Origin of the sequence: Agrococcus sp. DT81.2, from assembly GCF_049844935.1 — a bacterium.
Classification (GTDB): Bacteria; Actinomycetota; Actinomycetes; order Actinomycetales; family Microbacteriaceae; genus Agrococcus.
Genome location: NZ_JBNCLZ010000006.1, coordinates 37,669 through 54,800, shown reverse-complemented (window position 1 = coordinate 54,800; position 17,132 = coordinate 37,669). Strand labels below are relative to the sequence as shown.

The 17,132-nt window shown below is 72.8% G+C and carries 18 protein-coding genes and 2 tRNA genes; 9 read left to right on the top strand and 11 right to left on the bottom strand.

The window, feature by feature from the left end:
• Positions 1-19: 19 nt before the first annotated feature.
• The 4 genes from ACLQ21_RS12135 to ACLQ21_RS12120 form a co-directional block, all read right to left on the bottom strand.
• Positions 20-1,483: a glycosyltransferase gene (locus ACLQ21_RS12135; RefSeq protein ID WP_425664012.1), complete on the bottom strand. Its 1,464-nt coding sequence runs from the start codon at positions 1,481-1,483 to the stop codon at positions 20-22.
• Between the two features lie 155 nt (positions 1,484-1,638).
• Positions 1,639-1,711, bottom strand: a tRNA-Ala gene (locus tag ACLQ21_RS12130).
• Between the two features lie 51 nt (positions 1,712-1,762).
• Complete coding sequence (locus tag ACLQ21_RS12125) at positions 1,763-3,046, bottom strand: hypothetical protein (protein ID WP_425664010.1); 1,284 nt, start codon at positions 3,044-3,046, stop codon at positions 1,763-1,765.
• Between the two features lie 107 nt (positions 3,047-3,153).
• Positions 3,154-3,813 carry a GNAT family N-acetyltransferase gene (locus ACLQ21_RS12120; RefSeq protein ID WP_425664008.1) on the bottom strand — a complete coding sequence of 220 codons (660 nt, stop codon included), beginning with the start codon at positions 3,811-3,813 and terminating at the stop codon, positions 3,154-3,156.
• A gap of 125 nt (positions 3,814-3,938) precedes the next feature.
• Between ACLQ21_RS12120 and ACLQ21_RS12115 the strand changes: the two genes are divergently transcribed.
• Positions 3,939-4,157: a type II toxin-antitoxin system Phd/YefM family antitoxin gene (locus ACLQ21_RS12115; RefSeq protein ID WP_425664007.1), complete on the top strand. Its 219-nt coding sequence runs from the start codon at positions 3,939-3,941 to the stop codon at positions 4,155-4,157.
• Between the two features lie 5 nt (positions 4,158-4,162).
• The gene (locus ACLQ21_RS12110) at positions 4,163-4,543 is read left to right on the top strand and encodes a type II toxin-antitoxin system VapC family toxin (protein ID WP_425664005.1); all 381 of its coding nucleotides are present in this window, start codon (positions 4,163-4,165) and stop codon (positions 4,541-4,543) included.
• Positions 4,544-4,761: 218 nt separating this feature from the next.
• Here ACLQ21_RS12110 and ACLQ21_RS12105 read toward each other — a convergent pair whose 3' ends face one another.
• Positions 4,762-7,050 (bottom strand): LLM class flavin-dependent oxidoreductase, encoded by a 2,289-nt coding sequence (locus ACLQ21_RS12105; RefSeq protein WP_425664003.1) that lies wholly within the window; start codon positions 7,048-7,050, stop codon positions 4,762-4,764.
• 205 nt (positions 7,051-7,255) lie between these two features.
• Between ACLQ21_RS12105 and ACLQ21_RS12100 the strand changes: the two genes are divergently transcribed.
• Genes ACLQ21_RS12100 through mscL form a run of 3 tightly spaced genes read left to right on the top strand, consistent with a single transcriptional unit; the run spans position 7,256 to position 8,575 of the window.
• The gene (locus tag ACLQ21_RS12100; RefSeq protein ID WP_425664002.1) at positions 7,256-7,849 is read left to right on the top strand and encodes a 5-formyltetrahydrofolate cyclo-ligase; all 594 of its coding nucleotides are present in this window, start codon (positions 7,256-7,258) and stop codon (positions 7,847-7,849) included.
• 2 nt (positions 7,850-7,851) lie between these two features.
• Complete coding sequence (locus tag ACLQ21_RS12095) at positions 7,852-8,121, top strand: FmdB family zinc ribbon protein (RefSeq protein WP_425664001.1); 270 nt, start codon at positions 7,852-7,854, stop codon at positions 8,119-8,121.
• 46 nt (positions 8,122-8,167) lie between these two features.
• Positions 8,168-8,575: a large conductance mechanosensitive channel protein MscL gene (gene mscL / locus ACLQ21_RS12090; RefSeq protein WP_425663999.1), complete on the top strand. Its 408-nt coding sequence runs from the start codon at positions 8,168-8,170 to the stop codon at positions 8,573-8,575.
• 162 nt (positions 8,576-8,737) lie between these two features.
• Here the strand turns inward: mscL and ACLQ21_RS12085 are convergent, their stop codons facing one another.
• From ACLQ21_RS12085 to ACLQ21_RS12075, 3 genes are all read right to left on the bottom strand, one after another.
• On the bottom strand, positions 8,738-8,941 hold the full coding sequence (locus tag ACLQ21_RS12085; RefSeq protein ID WP_425663997.1) for a hypothetical protein: 204 nt from the start codon (positions 8,939-8,941) through the stop codon (positions 8,738-8,740).
• Positions 8,938-12,786: an AAA family ATPase gene (locus tag ACLQ21_RS12080; RefSeq protein WP_425663995.1), complete on the bottom strand. Its 3,849-nt coding sequence runs from the start codon at positions 12,784-12,786 to the stop codon at positions 8,938-8,940. The genes ACLQ21_RS12085 and ACLQ21_RS12080 overlap by 4 nt, the downstream gene beginning before the upstream one ends.
• 169 nt (positions 12,787-12,955) lie before the next feature.
• Positions 12,956-14,023: a lipid II:glycine glycyltransferase FemX gene (locus ACLQ21_RS12075; protein WP_425663993.1), complete on the bottom strand. Its 1,068-nt coding sequence runs from the start codon at positions 14,021-14,023 to the stop codon at positions 12,956-12,958.
• Between the two features lie 297 nt (positions 14,024-14,320).
• Between ACLQ21_RS12075 and ACLQ21_RS12070 the strand changes: the two genes are divergently transcribed.
• Positions 14,321-14,659, top strand: a complete 339-nt coding sequence (locus ACLQ21_RS12070; RefSeq protein ID WP_425663992.1) for a hypothetical protein — start codon at positions 14,321-14,323, stop codon at positions 14,657-14,659.
• 12 nt (positions 14,660-14,671) lie between these two features.
• Here ACLQ21_RS12070 and ACLQ21_RS12065 read toward each other — a convergent pair whose 3' ends face one another.
• The 3 genes from ACLQ21_RS12065 to ACLQ21_RS12055 form a co-directional block, all read right to left on the bottom strand.
• Positions 14,672-14,962 (bottom strand): DUF4287 domain-containing protein, encoded by a 291-nt coding sequence (locus ACLQ21_RS12065; protein WP_425663990.1) that lies wholly within the window; start codon positions 14,960-14,962, stop codon positions 14,672-14,674.
• A gap of 138 nt (positions 14,963-15,100) precedes the next feature.
• Positions 15,101-15,577, bottom strand: coding sequence for a hypothetical protein (locus tag ACLQ21_RS12060; protein WP_425663988.1), 477 nt, complete (start codon positions 15,575-15,577; stop codon positions 15,101-15,103).
• A gap of 25 nt (positions 15,578-15,602) precedes the next feature.
• Positions 15,603-15,674: transfer RNA gene (locus ACLQ21_RS12055), tRNA-Arg, on the bottom strand.
• A gap of 36 nt (positions 15,675-15,710) precedes the next feature.
• On the opposite strand from ACLQ21_RS12055, the gene ACLQ21_RS12050 reads away from it, so the two are divergent.
• The 3 genes from ACLQ21_RS12050 (at position 15,711) to ACLQ21_RS12040 (ending at position 17,093) form a co-directional block, all read left to right on the top strand.
• Positions 15,711-15,875: a hypothetical protein gene (locus tag ACLQ21_RS12050; RefSeq protein WP_425663987.1), complete on the top strand. Its 165-nt coding sequence runs from the start codon at positions 15,711-15,713 to the stop codon at positions 15,873-15,875.
• Between the two features lie 121 nt (positions 15,876-15,996).
• On the top strand, positions 15,997-16,305 hold the full coding sequence (locus ACLQ21_RS12045; protein ID WP_425663986.1) for a hypothetical protein: 309 nt from the start codon (positions 15,997-15,999) through the stop codon (positions 16,303-16,305).
• A gap of 377 nt (positions 16,306-16,682) precedes the next feature.
• Positions 16,683-17,093 carry an arsenate reductase ArsC gene (locus tag ACLQ21_RS12040; RefSeq protein ID WP_425663984.1) on the top strand — a complete coding sequence of 137 codons (411 nt, stop codon included), beginning with the start codon at positions 16,683-16,685 and terminating at the stop codon, positions 17,091-17,093.
• Positions 17,094-17,132: the final 39 nt, after the last annotated feature.

Genomic DNA, 17,132 nt, shown 5'->3' with positions numbered 1-17,132 from the left:
CGCCAAAATAGGCAGCGCTTCAGGCGATCTTGAGAATGCCTCGCTGAATGTCCCCCGCGGTAGCAACTCGGAGGCGCGCCATGACCGCATCCGCGCCGTCGCGGCCGCGCGCGACGATCACGTCCTGCTCCTCGGGCGGCAGCTCGTCGGGCGGCGGCTGCTTGGGCGGCCACTGATCGGTGGGCGGCTCCTGCGGAGGCTCGGGCGACGGCTCCTCGGCGCTCGGCGCGGGCAGCAGCAGCGCTTCGATCAGCGCGGCCGCGCGCGCCGCTCCCCCGAGGTGCTCGAGCTCCTGCGCGATCTCGAGCGCGCGCTCCTTGTACCGGCGGTCGCTCCGCACCTTCCACACCGCCTCGCGCAGCTCCGCGGCGCTCGGCCGGCCGGTGCGCATGTCGACGCCCGCGCCACACCAGGCGACGCGAGCCGCGACCTGCGGCTTCTCGATCGTGCCGCCGGCGACCACCAGCGGAACGCCCATCCACAGCATCTCGAGCACGCCACCCCATCCGCCATTCGTGACGCCGACGACCGCGCTCGGCACGATCGCCGGGTAGGGGACGAAATCGATCAGCCGCGCATTGGGCGGTGGCGCCGTGCCGAGCTCCCGGCCCGCGGTCGTGCCGACGACTCGCACCGGCTCGTTCGCCAGCCCCGCGAGCGCGGGCACCAGCAGGTCGGTCGGGTCGGTGTCGAGCGTGCCCTGAGTGACGAACACGATGGGTCGACCTTCGTCCTCGAGCCTCGCGACCCACGCCGGCTTCGGCTCGGGCGCCTGCGGCAGCGCAAGGCGGCCCACGAAGCGGACGGATGCGGGAAGGTCGCTGCGCCGGAACTCGAGCGACGGGCAGCCGGTCGCGATCACGAGGGTGGGCGAGTACAGCGCGCTGTCGAAGCGCCTGCCGGGCTCCAGCCCGAGCGAGACCCGCAGCGCGCGGTGCGGGCGGTCGAGCGGCGCCGTGAAGAGGGGCACCGCGCGGCGCGCGAGCGCGTCGCGCGCCCGGCCGAGGCGGCCGCGCCCCGGTGTCGCGATGATGCCGCCGGGCGGGAGGTCGCGGCTCGGCATCGAGAGGGGCACGATCGAGACGGTGCCCCACGGCAGCCCGGTGAGCTCGGCGAGGAGACCCGCGCCGAGGCTCATGACGTCGCCCACGATCGCGTCGAACGGGGTCGCCGCGTGCGCGGCCAGCAGATCGTCGACCTGGCCGCGCGCGGTGCCGACGAACACGTCGCGCACGCTGGCGATCAGGCCGCGGATCCCGGGCGCACCGGTGGCGGGGAAGGTCTCGACGAGCCGGGCGTCGTCGAAGTCCTTCGCCGCGCTCCATGGGAGGGTCGCGCACCCGAGCGCGGCGAACGCGTCGGTGTGCTTGGCCCCCGTGTAGGCGGTCACGCGGTGCCCGCGCTCGAGCAGTGCGGCAGCGACCGCTGCCATCGGACGGACGTGCCCCGCGAACGGCATCGCGGTGATCAGGATGTGTGCCACGAGGTCACCGTAGGGGCGTCAGAGCCGGCCTGGGGAGAAACGCGGACAGTGTTATCGATACGCGGGCGTTATGACCTGGACTGCCTCCGGCGCCTCAGCGCGGGCCAGGCAAGCAGGAAGCCCCGGCGCATGGCCGGGGCTTCCTGGACGATCTGTGGACCCGGGGGGAATCGAACCCCCGACCTTCTCATTGCGAACGAGACGCGCTACCAACTGCGCTACGGGCCCGGACCGGAACAGCGTACCCGACGGATGCGGGAGCGACGAAATCGGGACGGGTCAGCCGACGCGGCGGAGGAACGCTTCGTGCACGTCGAGGCGCTCGAGGTCGTCGTCGACGAGTCCCATCGCCGCGAAGCGCGAGCCGGCTGCGGCAGGGCGCTCCTGCTCGCGACGTCCGGGCTGCTCGCGGCGCACGCGGTGCTCGTCCTGCTCGGTCTCGAGCGGTGCGTCGGCGCGCGGCGCGTCGGCCGACGGCACGGGGGTCGCGGCGTCGAGCTGCACCTCGCGGATGGGCACGGCAGGCTGCGTGGGCGCCAGTCGGGGGTCGCTGGTCGCCGGGGCGCTCGTCGCCGGGGCCTTGGCGGGAGCCACGGCGGTCGCGATCTCGCCGGTGACGATCTCGTCGAACCTCGCGTCGAGCGCCGCGACGCGGGCGATCGGGCCCGAGATGGCGCGGCGGTCCTCCGCGAGCTGTGCACGCGCGCGGCGCAGCAGGTCGTCGCCGGGGCGGTACTCGGGCCGCGCGCGCTGCTCGGGCACCGGCCGCGGCGACCAGGCGCGCGACTCGGGGGTCTCCTCGGCGGCCTCTGCGCTCGACGCGCGAGGCGCCTCGCCCGTGCGGCCGAGCGCGCCGGTGCGGAACACGTCGGTGCGGAAGATGTCGGTGCCGGATGCCTCGGCGCGGACCGACCGGCGGGCGACGACCTGCTCGGCCATCCGCGACTCGGCGGCGACCGCCTGCGCCGCGACCTCCCGCGCCTCGACGAGCGTGCGCACCTGCGGTGCGGACGACGCGACCTGACGCATCCGCGAGGCAGAGGCGTTCACCGCGACGAGCCCGACGACGCCGAGCACGACGACCGCGGCGCCGAGCGCGAGCAGCACCTGCAGGCCGGGCACGAGCGCGCCGACGACCATCGCGCCGATCGCGATCAGCACGAGCGCGAAGCACGCGAGCCGGGTGCGGCGCAGGCGCTGGGCGCGCGACACCGTCGACTTCACGGCCGCGCGCACCTCGCGCTCGACCGCCTTGATCTGCTCGTCGAGCTCGCGCGCGCGGGCGACGGCCTTCGCGTGCTCCATGGCCTGCTTGAGGCGGGCCTCCTTCGCGACGGCCTTCTGCTGCACGGCGATGGTGCGGGCATCCGCCTCGATGCGCACCTCCTCGGGCGACTCGGCCGACTCGGCCATGATGCGGAGCGTCTGCTGCAGCCGGATCGCGTTGCGCTCGGTGGCGAGGTACTCGCGCTTCCGGGTCCACACCGGCACGAGGTAGGCGACCCAGAGGACGACGGCGACGATGAGGACGAGGGACGTCCCGAGACCTGCGAACTCTGGCATGTCCTGCACGGTAGTGGCGGCTCACGCTCGACCTCGGGAGGTCGCGCGGCGGTTCGCGGCGACTCGCCGAGGAAGACTCGCGCGGCGCCGTTTCGGTGCCGCTCGCGTCAGCGCTGGGAGCCTGCGCGCGGGTCGCCGCCGACCTGCATCGGGTACACCGAGCGGTCGAACGGAGGCACGCGGCCGGCGAGCCAGCGGTTGAGCATCGGCTCGGCGAGCTCCTCGCGCACGATGGCGAAGCAGAGGTGGTCGCGCCAGTCGCCGTCGATGTGGATGTAGCGGCGGCGGCAGCCCTCGTAGCGGAAGCCGAGCTTCTCGGCCACGCGCAGGCTCGCGATGTTCTCGGGGCGGATGCACACCTCGACCCGGTGCAGGCCGGCCTGGCCGAGCAGGTGGTCGGTGACGAGCGCGACGGCGGTGGTGGTCGCGCCGCGGCCGGCGAAGCGCTGCGCGATCCAGTAGCCGAGCGTCGACGAGGCGAGCGCGCCGCCGGAGATGTTGGCCACGTTGAGCTGGCCGGCGAACTCGCCGTCGACCTCGATCGCGAACGCCATGCCGGTGCCGTCGCGGTCGGCGTCGAGCAGCGAGCGGATCGACGAGCGGGTGTCGAAGCGGCCGCTCGGGCGGGTGCCCGGCAGGGTCGCCTCCCAGCGCTCGAGCCACGAGCGGTTCGCGAGCAGCTCGGCCTCGAGCGCCTTCGCGTCGCGCTGGCGGATGCCGCGCACGGTGATGGCTCCGTGAGAGAGCCGCGGGGCAGAGTCGAACACGGTCTGAGCCTAGACGCGCGTGCGGCGCGTCGCTCGCGTGGAGGTCGGCAAGGAGCGCCGGCGACCCTGGCGCCGCCTTGGCTAGCTCGGTAGACTAACCCTCGTCGGGGTCAGAGAGGTGACGCGTGGCGACGGTCAACATGCACGAGGCGAAGACGCACCTCTCTGCGCTCGTGGCACGCGCCGAACGAGGCGAAGAGGTGGTCATCGCGAACGCCGGGACGCCTCGCGTGCGCCTGGTGCCCGTGCAACCGTTGCGCCGGGCATTCGGGCGAGTCGCGATGGACGTGCCCGGCGACTTCGACGACGAGCTGCCCGACGAGGAGCTCGCCGAGTGGGAGTGAGGCGCATGCTCGACACCCACGTGCTGCTGTGGTTGCTGAGCTCCCCGGATCGCGTGCCGGAGCCGTTGCGCACCGAGCTCGTCGAGCAGGCCGAGACCATCTTCGTCTCGGCAGCGAGCGCGTTCGAGATCGCCACGAAGCATCGGATCGGCAAGCTCGATGCCAGCGGGCTGCTCGATCGGTGGGACGAGGAGCTGCTCGCTGCGGGTCTGGCTCAGCTCCCGATCACCGCGCAGCACGCGCTCGCCGCCGGGCGTCTCGATTGGGACCATCGAGACCCGTTCGACCGTCTCCTGGCGGCGCAGGCACTCGCCGAGGGGCTGGAGCTCGTCACGGTCGATCCGGCGTTCGGTGCTGTGCGAGGGCTGCAGGCGCGCAGCTGGTGAGCCGGGCTTTCGCCCGGTGCGCTCCCGCTCCCCCGCTCGTCGAGTAGCAGCGCCGCAGGCGCCGCTATCGAGACGAACCACCGCCGGTAACCCGATCTCGATACGCGGCCGGCTCCGCCAGCAGCTACTCGATCAGCGGAGGGGGCGGCCGCGCTCCGTCCTTCCCCGCTCGTCGAGTAGCAGCGCCGCAGGCGCCGCGTATCGAGACGAACCACCCCTCACGCCACGACGTTGAAGTTGTCGCGGAAGAGGTTCTCCGGGTCGACCTCGGCCTTCAGCGCACGCAGCCGGGCGAGCGTCGCGGGCGGGAACGCATCCTCGAGCCTGCCGGGCCGCTGATCCGTCTCGAACGACAGGTAGAGGCCGGATGCGTGGGGCGCGACGAGCGTGTCCCATGCGGCGTCGAGTCGCGTGCGGTCCATGCCGAACGCGATGACCGAGAAGCCCGCGTCGCGGTGGGCGAACGCGGTCGCATCCGCCGGGACGTCGGCGATCGCGCCGCCCATCGCGCGGATCTGGAAGAAGAAGTGCGTGCCCGCGTCGAGGAAGCGGGCGAGCGCGGTCGCGACGTCCGGCGTGATCGAACCCAGCAGCGCGGAGCGGGTGGTCGGCTCCCCCTGCCCCTGGTGCGCGCCGCCGGGCGCGTTGTCGATGACGCCCGCGTAGCGCGTGCGCACGACCTGCTGCTGCACGAGCGGCGCGACCATCGCGAACGGCTGCAGGTGGCCGACGATCGTCTCCGGGTCGGCGGCGTCGACGGCGATCATCGCCTGCGCGATGCGGGAGCGACCCGGCTGATCGCGCCCGAGCAGCAGGAAGGGCGTCACCGCTCGGTCGCTCGCCTCGGTCGTCGCGCCCCACCGGGCGAGGAAGTCGGCGGTGTCGCTCGCGTCGAACGCGAGCTGCGCGAAGCCGATCTCCCCCACCGGCTGCGCGATCATCTCGAAGGCGACGGCCACACCGAGGTTGGCGCCGGCGCCTCGCATGCCCCAGAAGAGCTCGGGATTCTCGTCGCGGCTCGCGCGCACGAGGTCGCCGCCTGCGAGCACGACGTCGATCGACTCGATGTGGTCGATCGTCAGCCCGTGCTCGCGGCCGAGGAAGCCGACGCCGCCGGCCGTCGCGAGCCCGCCGACGCCGACGCCGCCGTAGTCGCCGGAGGTGATCGCCCAGCCGTGCTCGTCGAGGGCGGTCGCGACTTCGCCCCACGTCGCTCCCGCGCCGATGCGCACGAGGCGGCGCTGCGCATCCACCACGTCGATGCGGTTGAGCGCACCCACGTCGACCACGATGCCGCCGTGGTTGGTGGAGCGGCCCGAGATGCCGTGGCCGGCCGAGCGGATGCTGAGCGGCACGCGACCCGCGCCCGGTCCGAGCAGCGCGGCGCCCTGGCTGCGCGCGTAGCCGAGCGCGTCGGCCACCTGCGCCGCGCTGGTCGGACGCAGCACCACGCCGGGCGCGCCGCCGCGCAGGTAGGTGTGCTGCGCATCCGGGTACTGCCACGAGCCGGGCTCGACCGCGGTCGCCTTGAGGCTCGCGGGGATGGCGTCGTAGTCGAGCCCCTCCACGCGCTTCGCGAGCGCCGCGGTCGGGACGGCGGGCGACGTGTCGGTGCCGCGCTCGGCGCGCTCCGCCTCGACCTGCTCGCGCACCGCCGGCGCCACCTCGGCCATGAACCGCTGCATGAGCGTCGGCTCGTCGGCGGCGAGGATGAAGGTGCCCACGCCCTCGGTCAGCGCGAGGTCGACGAGCTCCTCCACCCACTGGTCGGGCGGACCCTGCAGCCTGCCGGTCGAGCGCTCGGCGATCGCACCGCCGATGTTGAGCAGGCGGCGGATCTCGCGCGGGTCGCGGCCGGCGCGAGCGGCGGCCTCGTCGATCGTCTGGTTGCCGCGGCCGAGGTCGCCGGGCTGCATGTAGCCGAGCGAGGGCAGCCAGCCGTCGCCGAGCCGGCCGGTGAGGCGCAGCATGCGCGGCTTGTACGCGCCGATGTGGAGCGGGATCGGATGCGTGGGGCGCGGCCCCCGCTTCGCGCCCGCGACGCGATGGTGCTCCCCGTCGACGCGCAGGCCGCCGCGCTCGCTCGTGTTCCAGATTCCGCGGATGATCGCGATCGCCTCGGCGAGCGCGTCCACGCCCTGCCCGGGCGTGAGTCGCTCGCCGCCCATCGCCGCGATCGCGTCCCAGAAGCCGCCGGAGCCGAGGCCCAGCTCGAAGCGGCCGCCCGAGAGCAGGTCGAGGCTCGCGGCGCTCCGCGCCACGACCGCGGGCTGGCGCAGCGGCACGTTGAGCACGTTCGGCGCGATGCGGATGCGCGCGGTCGAGGCCGCGATCCAGCTCATGAGCGTCCATGTGTCGTGGAATGCCGGCTGGTAGGGGTGATCCTGGAAGGTCGCGAGGTCGAAACCCTCCTGCTCGGCCAGCTGCGCGAGCCGCACGGGCTGCTCGGGCGGCCGGTTCGTCGGCGTGATGAAGACGCCGAACTCGAGCTCGTGGCCGTAATCCATCGCGATCCCGTCCTGTTCCGGGCGCACCAGCGCCCACTGGGTCCAACGGCTGCCCCGGTACGGGATTCCCGCGGTCGGGAGACCGAAAGATGTGCAGCCGCCCCGGGCGCCGGCTGGATAGTCCAGCCGATCCCGCGCGCTGCTGCACATCTTTCGGAGCGCCGAGGAGTCCGGGCCCTGATCGACACGCACTACGGTCGAAGGCGTGAGCGATGACGAGTCGGCGTTCGAAGACGCGAAGCGGGCCCTGCGCCGCCGCCTGCGCACCCAGCGCGCGGCGCGAGGGGCGGATGCGCCCGAGCGCAGCGCATCCCTCACCGCGAACCTGCAGCGGCTGACCGAGTCGCTCGGCGCCCGCACGATCTCGGCCTACCTGTCGCTGCCCGACGAGCCCGACACGAGGGCGTTCCTGCGCTGGGCCGATGGTGCGGGCATCCGCGTGCTGCTGCCGGTCATCCGCCCGGACGGCTTGCTCGACTGGGCGCAGCACGACGGCACCGAGACGGTCGAGGCGACGCTCGGCGTGCCGCAGCCGACGACCGAGGCGCTGCCGCCGACCGTGCTCGACGAGGTCGACCTCATGCTCATCCCGGCGACGGCGGCCGGCCGGGACGGCTCGCGGCTCGGCGGCGGGCGCGGATTCTTCGACAAGACCATCGCCGCAATGGCAGAATGTCCTCCGGTGTATGCCGTGGTCCATGACGACGAGCTGTTCGACAGCGTGCCGCACGCGGCGTACGACCAGCCTGTCGACGGCGTCGTGACGCCGTCCGGGATCCACACCACATCGAGGAGCTGACCATGCCCGTCTACGCCTACGCCTGCACCGCCTGCGGACACGCATTCGAGGCGAAGCAGGGCTTCGACGAGCCGTCGCTGACCGTGTGCGAGCGCTGCCAGGGCGCGCTGCGCAAGCAGTACGGCTCGATCGGCGTCACCTTCAACGGCCCGGGCTTCTACCGCACCGACTCGCGGCCCGCCGGAGCGAAGCCGGCCGAGACGTCGGCCGCCAAGCCGGCCGCCTCCAAGACCTCCGCAGCATCCAGCAGCGGAGGCGGCTCGGCCGACTGACCGGACCGCCCAGTCCCTGGGAACCAGCACACTCGAGGAGGACCCCATGGAGGGCTTCAAGAAGTTCCTGATGCAGGGCAACGTGATCGAGCTCGCGGTCGCCGTCGTCATCGGCACCGCCTTCGCAGCGATCATCGGCGCGTTCACCGAAGCGATCATCGATCCGCTCATCGCAATGGCATTCGACGCCGACGACCTCGCCGGCGCCACCGCGGGCCCGTTCAAGATCGGCCTGCTGATCGCGGCCGTGATCAACTTCATCATCGTCGCGGCGGTCGTCTACTTCGCGCTCATCTTCCCGATGGCGAAGCTGAAGGAGCGCAACGACCGTCGCAAGGGCATCCTGCCCGACGAGCCGGCGGAGACCGACGTCGACATCCTGCACGACATCCGCGACCTGCTGCGGGCGCAGGCGCCGGGTACAACTGCCTCGGGCACGAGCCCGCGGGCCTGACCCTGGCGGCCGGCGGAGGTGGCGGCTCGCCTCCTCCGCCGGCCCCGCCGCCCGTCACGAGCGGCGGCGATGCCGGCCGTCGTGCACGAGCAGAGGAGATCTGGGCCTTGCGCGGCCATTGCACCGCTCGCCGTGATGCGGGCCCTTGAGGTGGGGGATGCCTCAGCCCCAGTGGGGCGGGACGTCCTGCCGCAGCCGGTCATCGTTCTCGCTCGACTGCTGCGGCTCCTGCGGCGGCTCGCCCGTGTAGCCCGGCGCAGGCTCGGTCGAGACCCGGCGGCCGCGGCGCTTGATCACCAGCGGCGCCGGCTCTTCGGCCTCGACCGGACCGTCAGCCTCGACCGGACCCGTCTCGTCGGGCGTCACTGCGACGCATCCGCGCCGACGAGCTCGGCGATGCGGTCGGCGACGCCCTCGGGGTCGGTGAACAGCTCGAACGCGTGCACCCGCATCGTGTGCCAGCCGAAGCGCCGCAGCACCTCGGGCCGCAGGCGCAGCGCCTCGCGCAGCGTGCGGTCGCCGTCGTCGTGGTCGGCCTCGATCGCCGCGCAGATGCCGCCGTTGGCGACCACGAGCGGCAGCTGGCCGTCGTACGAGACGTCGGCGCGCAGACCGCGGCGGCGCAGCCGCGTCGCGAGGTCGATCATGAGCGGGTCGCCGCCGTAGAACGCCTTCGGCTGCTCCCCCGCGGCGATGTCGAGCAGGATCTCGCGCAGCAGCGCGGCCCCGTGCTCGAGCTTCTCGGGGTCGAGCTCGGCCGCGTCGAACGCGGTGACGATCTGCATCGCCTTCCGCGCGCGCGTCATGGCGACCGCGAGCATCCGCTCACCGCCGGGCTGGCCGAGCGTGCCGAAGTCGACGTTGCGGCCGTGCTTCGTGTGGCCGTAGCCGACCGAGAAGATGACGCGGTCGCGGCTCAGCGCGCTCGCGTGCGTGATGTCGACGATGACGAACGGCTCCTCGCGGTCCGCGACGACGAAGTCGGTGAGCGGCCCGCCCGCGCCGAGCGCCGCCATGACGGCCTGCTGCAGCCGCACCTCGTGCTTCTCGTTCGCGGTCACGACCATGAGCGACTCCTGCGGCCGCGAGCGCGCGTGCTGCGCGACGAGCTGCACGACCCGCTCGACCTCGGCGTCGGGGCTCTCGATCGTCGCGGCACCCTGCTCGGGCAGGCCGTGCGCGTCGTGCACGATCGAGGTGGTCAGCGACGCGTGGCCCAGGTAGGCGCCGGCCCACGGCAGCGCCTCGATGCGACCCTCGTAGAAGCGGTCGTTGACGGCGCTCACGAGGTCGGCACCGCCGGTGCGGTACGAGCGCGTGAGGCGGCGCGTCGGCAGCACCTGCCCGAGCCGAGAGAGCGCCGACTCGGCGTGCAGCTCGTCGGGGCTCGCCAGCTGCTCGGTGGGGCGCACGCCGAGCGTCGAGATGCCCACGTCGAACGGCGACGGCGTCTGCGTCACCGAGTCGCCGAGCGCGATCACCTGCCGGGCGCGGCTGATGGCGCCTGCGGCCTCGGCGATCGTGATGGCGCCGGCGTCGGCGATCACGACGGCGTCGAAGGGGATGCGCTTCGGCACCCGGTGCAGGTCGTACGGCGAAGCGAGCCACACGGGGGCGAGCGATCGGGTCAGGTGCGGTGCGGCGTGCTGCAGCTCACCGGCGTCGACGGGACCGGCCTTGATGAGCGCCCTCAGCGCATCCGCCTCGTTCGGGTGGTCGTCGATCGCCAGCCGCCACTGCTGCGCCAGCTGGTGCGCGAGGCGCGCGCTCGAGGCGTCGACGTGCGCCTCGTCGACGAGCGCGAAGTCCTGCTCGAGGCGGCGCAGCACGTCGGTGTTGCCGCGCAGCAGCGCCCGCTCCTTGCCGAGCATCGCCTGCAGGGCCGACTGCCACCACGCGAGGTCGAGCTCGTGCTCGATCTGGTCGTCGGCGACGTGCCGGTCGGCGAAGTCGGCGAGCAGCGCGTCGAGGCCGAGGCGCTCGATCGACGCCATGAGCTCCGCGCGCTCCTGGATGTTCTGCAGCGCGTCGCTCGGTGCGGCGAGCGCGGCGATGCGCTCCTCGAGCGCCTCGAACGACAGCTCGACGCTCGGCACCGCCGGTGCCAGGGCGGCGTCGAGCCGCCCGAGCCGCGCGAGGATGTCGCTGAGGCGCGCGTCGAGGGCCGCGAGCCCGGCAGGCACGGACGGGATCGAGCCGTCAGGCGCGAACTTCGCCCACAGGCGCCGCTGCTGCTGGGCGGCGACGAGCACGTCGTGCAGGTCGGGCACGTGCGCGCCGGGGCGCACGTACTCCTCCGCGAGCTTCTTGAGGCGGCGGCGCTGCATGCCGCCGAGCGCCTGCACGGCCTCCCGGCGCGGGCCGGTCGCGGTGATGAGCTCGCCGAGCGGGCGGTCGTAGATCGACGGCGTCATGACGTCCAGCGTCGCCATCACGTCGGAGAGCAGCGCCACCTGGATGCCGAGCTCGCCGAGCGTCGCGGCCGGGCGCAGCTTCGTGTCGCCGACGACCTTCTTCGCGTGCGCGAGCAGCTCGGCGAGGTCGCCGCCCTGCACGCCCTGGCCGGCGAGCGCCTGCGCGTCGGCGTAGGCGGCGGATGCGGCGCCGGCGTTGGCGAAGACCGCCCCGTACCAAGGGGTGTCGCTGGGCCCGTAGCGGAACTGCCCGAGATCGGCGGCCTTCCGCATCGTCGCGGCGACGCGGGGTCGGTCGGTGGCGAGCTCGCGGGTGGCGCGCTCGCTGAGCCGCGCCCGCGTCGAGGGCGGGGTCGGCAGCATCGCGAGCCGCGAGAGCTCCTTGAGCGCGTCGAGCACGGAGACCTGCAGTTGCGGGTCGACGCGCTGCAGCGCCACGCGGTAGTCGAGCAGCACCTTGCGCAGGCGCAGCATCGCCTCGTCGATCTCGGCCGTCTCGGGGCGAGGGCTCTGCTCGAAGCGGCGGATCGCGGCGATGAGGTCGCGGCGCAGCGTCGCCTCCGAGACGGCGAGCGCCTCGAGCTTGGTGGCGGCGAAGCGGTCGGCGATGTCGCGGAGCGTGGCGCGGCGCGGGCTGACGACGAGCACGCGGCGGTCGTCGCCGACGAGCGCGCCGACCAGGTTGACGATCGTCTGCGTGAGGCCCGTGCCGGGCAGCGCCTCGACGACGATCGAGTTGCCGGCGGCCGCCTCGGCGATCACCGCGTCCTGCTCGCCGTCGGCGTCGAGCACGAGCCGGTCGACCTCGGGGTCGCGCTGGTCCTGCGGCGTCTCGTCGATGCCGGCGCGCCCCTCGCGCACCCGCCACGCGGCCTGCTCGTCGCCGCGGACCGCGTCGAGCACGTCGTGGGGCTGCTGCTGGAGGTCGGCGACCATCGGCTCGCCGACGTCGGCGAAGGTCGATGCGACGAGGCGCGCCTCGACCGAGAACCCCGGCACGTGCGCGGCCGCCTGGCGCACCGCATCCAGCACCGGGTTCGGGGTGAACGTGCCCTCCCCGGAGGCGAGCTCGATGAGCTGCCGCTCGTCGAGCTGCACGCCGTGGTGGTCGCGCAGGATGCTCGCGAGGCGCGGGTTGACGAAGGGGCGGCCGAGCAGCTCGAGCTCGAAGTCGCGGCCGCGGCGGCGCACCATGAGCGGGCGCAGCAGCACCGGCCCGAAGATCTCGCGGTACTGGCCGTCGGCGGTGGTGTGCGGGAAGCGCACCATGCCGATGCCGAGGTGCACGGCGTCGATGGAGCGGGCGGCGGCGAGCTCGATGCCCTTCGACGCGATCGCGGAGGCGGCGGCGCGCGCGGCGCGCAGGGCCAGGTCGTCGCGGATGAGGCTCGACAGCGCCGTCGGGCGCCCGGTGATGAACTGGGCGAGGCCGCCGGGATGCGTCGTCGACAGCTCGATGCGCGTCGCGGTGGTGTCGATGAAGTCGGTCAGCGGGCTCCGGCCGCCGACGCGACGGAGCGCATCCGCCCACGCCTGCCACTCCCCCTCGCGCCGCGAGCGCGGGCGGTCGGGCTGGGCCTGCGGCCGCGGCTCGGTCACGGAGCGGTCGGGGCCGGCCGAAGCGGCCGCCGCAGCGGGCTCGGGGGCCGGCTCCGCCTGCTCGAACACCGGCTCGCCGGCGAAGTCGTCGTCGTGCTGGGCAGCGCTCGGGGTCGACGGCTCGACGAGCTCGACCCCCTCGTGCGCCGCTGCGTCGACGGGTCCGGCACCCTGGTTCTCGATCTCGTCTTCACGCACACCGTCACGATAGCCACGCACGGGCGGAGCGCCGGGGTGCCGCCCCGCAGTCGCGGGAAATCCAGCGCATCCGGGGGCTCGACTCCAAAACGTGTGCGCCGGACCGGGGACCCGACCGGACTATCCAGTCGGGTGAGCGCTCAGCCGCACATGTTTCAGCGAGCGCGGCTCAGAACCAGGCGTCGCCGGTGCGGCGGGTGTAGATGGCGCGCAGCCAGCGGCCCGCCTTCTGCCAGAGCGCGTAGCGGCCGCTCAGGGGCAGCTCGAACGTCGGCATGTACTTGACCGGCTCGGGCGCCCACGCCGTCTTGAAGGTGTAGAGGCCGCGGATGTCGCTCGTCTCCCACTCCGCCGGGTCGGGGATGTTCGCGAGCTCGTAGAGGGTGACGCCCTCGGCGTGCAGGTCCTGCATGATCTTCCACTGCATCAGGTAGGGCGCGAAGATCTTCGCGTTCTCGCGGATGCTGCCGGCGTCCTTGTACCAGGCGGTGTCGCCGAAGCGGATGACGAAGGCCATCGACTGCACCTCGCCCTCGTAGTGCGCGACGTAGAACTGGCCCTGGCCGACCGTCTTGTAGACGTCCCAGATGCGCTGGAAGTACTCGGGGTGCCGGAAGTAGCCGCCCGAGCGCTCCTTCGTCTCGCCGATGAGGCGGTGCATCTCGGCCTCGTTCTCGGGCGTCATCGGCACCTTGCTGACCGTGACGCCGAACTTGTTCTCGGCGGCGCGGTAGGAGTTGCGGGCCCGCTTCTTGAAGCGGGCGGCGACCTCGTCGAGCGTGCCGGAGAGGTCGACGGCGACGGCGTGCTGGTACTGGCTCGACGCGGCCGGCACCCAGCCGTTGCACTCGAAGGCGGCGATGAGCGCCGGGTCCTCGGTCTCGAACGTCTCCATCTTCAGCCCGAACCAGCGCTTCGGGTAGGCCTTCGCGCGCGCGGTGATCGCGTCGACCGCTTCGGGCGTGATGCCGCTCACGCGCGGCAGGAAGAGGATGCGTCCGGCGAGCGGCGCTGTGCGCTCGAACAGCTGGATCGGCAGCTGCCGCTCCCCGCCGCCCTCGACCGGCACGGTCACCACGTCGCGGAGCGCGCGCCACGGGCTGTCCTCACGGGTGCGGGCCCACGCATCCGACTGCATGTAGTGCGCTCGCGACTGGCCCTCGAGCACCTGCGCGTCCCACGCCGTTCCGTCGGTGGCCTTCGCGGGCCTCGGTCCGGCCGCAGCGGTGATGCTCATGCGCTCGCTCTCTGGTGGGGGTTGCGGTGCGACTGCACCGCCTCCGATGGTACCGGGGCGGTGTGTCGCGGCCTTGCGGCGGGGGACCCGCGCCGAAGGAGGCGCCGCGCTGTTCGGGACCCCTTCCACCGTTCGGGACCTGGTGCACCGGGTCCCGAACGGTGGAAGGGGTCCCGGAACACGAGGGGTGGCGGGCAGCGGGGCGGATGCGGGCGGATGCGGCGGATGCGGCGCGGCAACGGAGCGGATGCGGCAGATGCGGTGGGCACGTCAGCGGGCGGCCGTACCGTCGCCAGCATGACCCTCCGCCCGGCCGAGTGGGACGTGCTCCACCCACTCGACGGGCACCCCATCGCGATCGTGCGGCTCGTGCAGCTCGGGCCGCGCCGCGAGCCGTACTACCGCGCCGTCACTCCTGAGCGCGACCGTGCGCTGCGGCGGCTCATCGGCTACTGGGGCAACGTGGACGAGGCGCACGAGGGCGTGCTCGCGCTCTACGAGCGAGCCTCCGGGCGCTCGCTCGCGGGCGGCGACCGCGCGCCGTCGCGGCCCCTCGTGCCGCAGAAGCCGCCACCGGGCGACGCGCAGCGCCCGGGCACGCCGGCGAGGCCGCGCCTCCACTCGGCTCGCGCGTAGCGCGGCGCCGGCTCACGCCGGTCGGCTGGCCTTGCCGTCGAGCCAGAGCGTGTCGGACTCGTCGCGGTGGGCGCCCGTCGAGTCGACGTGCTTCGCGCTGATCTGCGGACCCTTCTGGATGACGTGCACGAGCGCCATCCCGTGCCCGCGGCCGAGACCGTAATCGGTCTTCAACCACTCGAGGATGACGCCGGCCTTCACGCCGGGCTCATCGAGGCCGCGCGCCTTCGCGAGCTCGACGAGCTGCCGAGGGGTGAGACCGGTCTTCTCCTCGATCGCGTCGAGGTACGCCTGGAACGACATGCGGTCACTGTGGCACGCAGGCCGCGCGACGACAACGGTGCCCGTGAGGGGATCTCGCCTCGGGAGAGCTGCAGCGTGGGCGCCCGACGGTCGACAGCAGCGCGCGGGCCGTGCCGAGGACTGCGGCCGGTGCGCTCGTCAAGCCAACCGAGCCCGGAGCCAAGCCGCAGCTCGATCCCCCGCGGGCCTGGCGCGCAAGCGCTCCTCGAGCGCAGCTCGATGCACGGCGGCGTGCCCATCCGAGAGGGAAACGTCGTCGACAGGACGATCGACGATCAGCGCCCGGACGCCGGCGGCGATCTCGATCGGCGCCCATTCGAGGGAATCGGCGTCAGCGATGCAGAGCAGGTCGAAGTGATGCGCAGGGCTCAGGAGATCGGCGCCGTCGAGCTGCGCCAAGCCGTAGCGCCACATCGCAAGCGACTCGAACGCAGGCGAGCGCATCGGCTCGCCATACGGCATCCAGAACTCGCGGTCATCCCCGATCCGCGCGAGCGCAACGCCTTGACTCCAGTCTTCAACGCGATCGCTCCAGGATGGGGGCGGCAGGGCGAGCCTGGCTCGCTCCCGGGCCTGCCGCACGCGGCGAACGAGTGCGCGGAGGAGGTCGGCCATGCGGTCACCTTCTCGCAACGATGAGTGCCCCTGGAGGGATTCGAACCCCCAACCAGCTCCTTAGGACGGAGATGCTCTTCCATTGAGCTACAGAGGCCAGGCCCGACGAGTCTACCGTCGCGATGATCAGGCGGTGTCGATGACCGCCGGGGATCACGTGACGTCGATGAAGACCGGGGCCGAGGCGCCGATGTTCACGCCGGCCACGACGGTGTTGAAGCCCGACCAGCCGCCGAGACCCGAAGCGGGAGCCAGCAGTCGCTCGACCGGTGGATCCGACGCCGATAGGTTGGTCTGAGGGCCCCCTCGCAGCCATGTACGCGACCATGTCCCTACGTCCTGGCCTCCTCCGCCAAGGGCGGAAGCACTCGATCTCGGGCGAGCGATGCGCACCCGACAGCAGCACCGGAGCAATGTCAATGGAAGTCCAGGTCCTCCACATCGAAGAGTGCCCCAGCTGGCAAGAGACCGGCCGCCGACTTCGCGCAGCGTTGGACGTCGCCGGACGCCACGACGTGCCGATCGCGTTCAGGCTCCTGACGTCTGCCGCCGAGGCAAGCCAGGTGCACTTCGCGGGCTCCCCGACCATCCTCGTGGACGGCCGCGACCTGTTCCCGTCCGACGGACGCACGACCAGTCTCGCGTGCCGCATCTACCTGACTCCCACCGGGTTCGCAGGTGGCCCTACTCAAGCGCAGATCGTGGAGTCCCTTGCCTCGCTCGACTGAGCCGGAGCAGATGCCGTGCTCCTGCTGCGGACGCATCCTGCCTCGGCGACGCCTCCACGCCTTGGGCTCCACTCGTGCGCACATCTGTCGGCGTTGCGCCCTCTGGGTAGCCCTCCGGATGACGCACGAGCGAGGGCGCTGAGGCTGCAGGCTGCCGCGCGTGCGGCTGCGAGCGATGCATTCCATGCGCTGTCGGCTTGCGCGCTGCATCGAGAGACGTCAACAAGACATCGCGCAGCGCGTCGATCGTCTCGTCGCCGGGCCCCTCTCCGCCGACGACCCCCCGCGCCACGGACGCTCCGTGGCACGAACTGCCTAACCCCGACGGGTGCATCGATGCCGACCGGAGGTCGGCGACCGACCGAGAGAGAGTTATCATGACAGAGAACCCCACCGTCCTGTTCGTCTGCGTGCACAACGCGGGCCGGTCCCAGATGGCCGCCGGCTTCATGTCGGCGCTCTCGAACGGCGCCGTCGAGGTGCTTTCCGCCGGCAGCGCGCCGAAGGACCAGATCAACCCCGTCGCCATCGAGGCGATGGCAGAGGTCGGCATCGACATCGCCGGCAACATGCCCAAGGTGCTCACGGTCGATGCCGTCCGCGAATCCGACGCAGTCATCACCATGGGCTGCGGCGACGCCTGCCCCATCTTCCCGGGCAAGCGCTACGAGGACTGGGAGCTCGAGGACCCGGCGGGGAAGGACATCGAGACGGTCCGCCGTGTGCGCGACGACATCCGCGCGCGCGTCGAGCGCCTGCTCGCCGACCTCGTCCCGCGCACGAACTGAGGAGGCACTGCGCCAGCCCCAGGATCAAGGGCGGGCAGA

What these genes read in the sequence shown, in the direction of transcription:
- ACLQ21_RS12125 (WP_425664010.1), bottom strand. Translation starts at nt 3,046, where the DNA reads ATGCCAGAGTTCGCAGGTCTCGGGACGTCCCTCGTCCTCATCGTCGCC.
- ACLQ21_RS12110 (WP_425664005.1), top strand. Translation starts at nt 4,163, where the DNA reads ATGCTCGACACCCACGTGCTGCTGTGGTTGCTGAGCTCCCCGGATCGC.
- ACLQ21_RS12105 (WP_425664003.1), bottom strand. Translation starts at nt 7,050, where the DNA reads ATGGATTACGGCCACGAGCTCGAGTTCGGCGTCTTCATCACGCCGACG.
- ACLQ21_RS12095 (WP_425664001.1), top strand. Translation starts at nt 7,852, where the DNA reads ATGCCCGTCTACGCCTACGCCTGCACCGCCTGCGGACACGCATTCGAG.
- mscL (WP_425663999.1), top strand. Translation starts at nt 8,168, where the DNA reads ATGGAGGGCTTCAAGAAGTTCCTGATGCAGGGCAACGTGATCGAGCTC.
- ACLQ21_RS12075 (WP_425663993.1), bottom strand. Translation starts at nt 14,023, where the DNA reads ATGAGCATCACCGCTGCGGCCGGACCGAGGCCCGCGAAGGCCACCGAC.
- ACLQ21_RS12070 (WP_425663992.1), top strand. Translation starts at nt 14,321, where the DNA reads ATGACCCTCCGCCCGGCCGAGTGGGACGTGCTCCACCCACTCGACGGG.
- ACLQ21_RS12065 (WP_425663990.1), bottom strand. Translation starts at nt 14,962, where the DNA reads ATGTCGTTCCAGGCGTACCTCGACGCGATCGAGGAGAAGACCGGTCTC.
- ACLQ21_RS12060 (WP_425663988.1), bottom strand. Translation starts at nt 15,577, where the DNA reads ATGGCCGACCTCCTCCGCGCACTCGTTCGCCGCGTGCGGCAGGCCCGG.
- ACLQ21_RS12045 (WP_425663986.1), top strand. Translation starts at nt 15,997, where the DNA reads ATGGAAGTCCAGGTCCTCCACATCGAAGAGTGCCCCAGCTGGCAAGAG.
- ACLQ21_RS12040 (WP_425663984.1), top strand. Translation starts at nt 16,683, where the DNA reads ATGACAGAGAACCCCACCGTCCTGTTCGTCTGCGTGCACAACGCGGGC.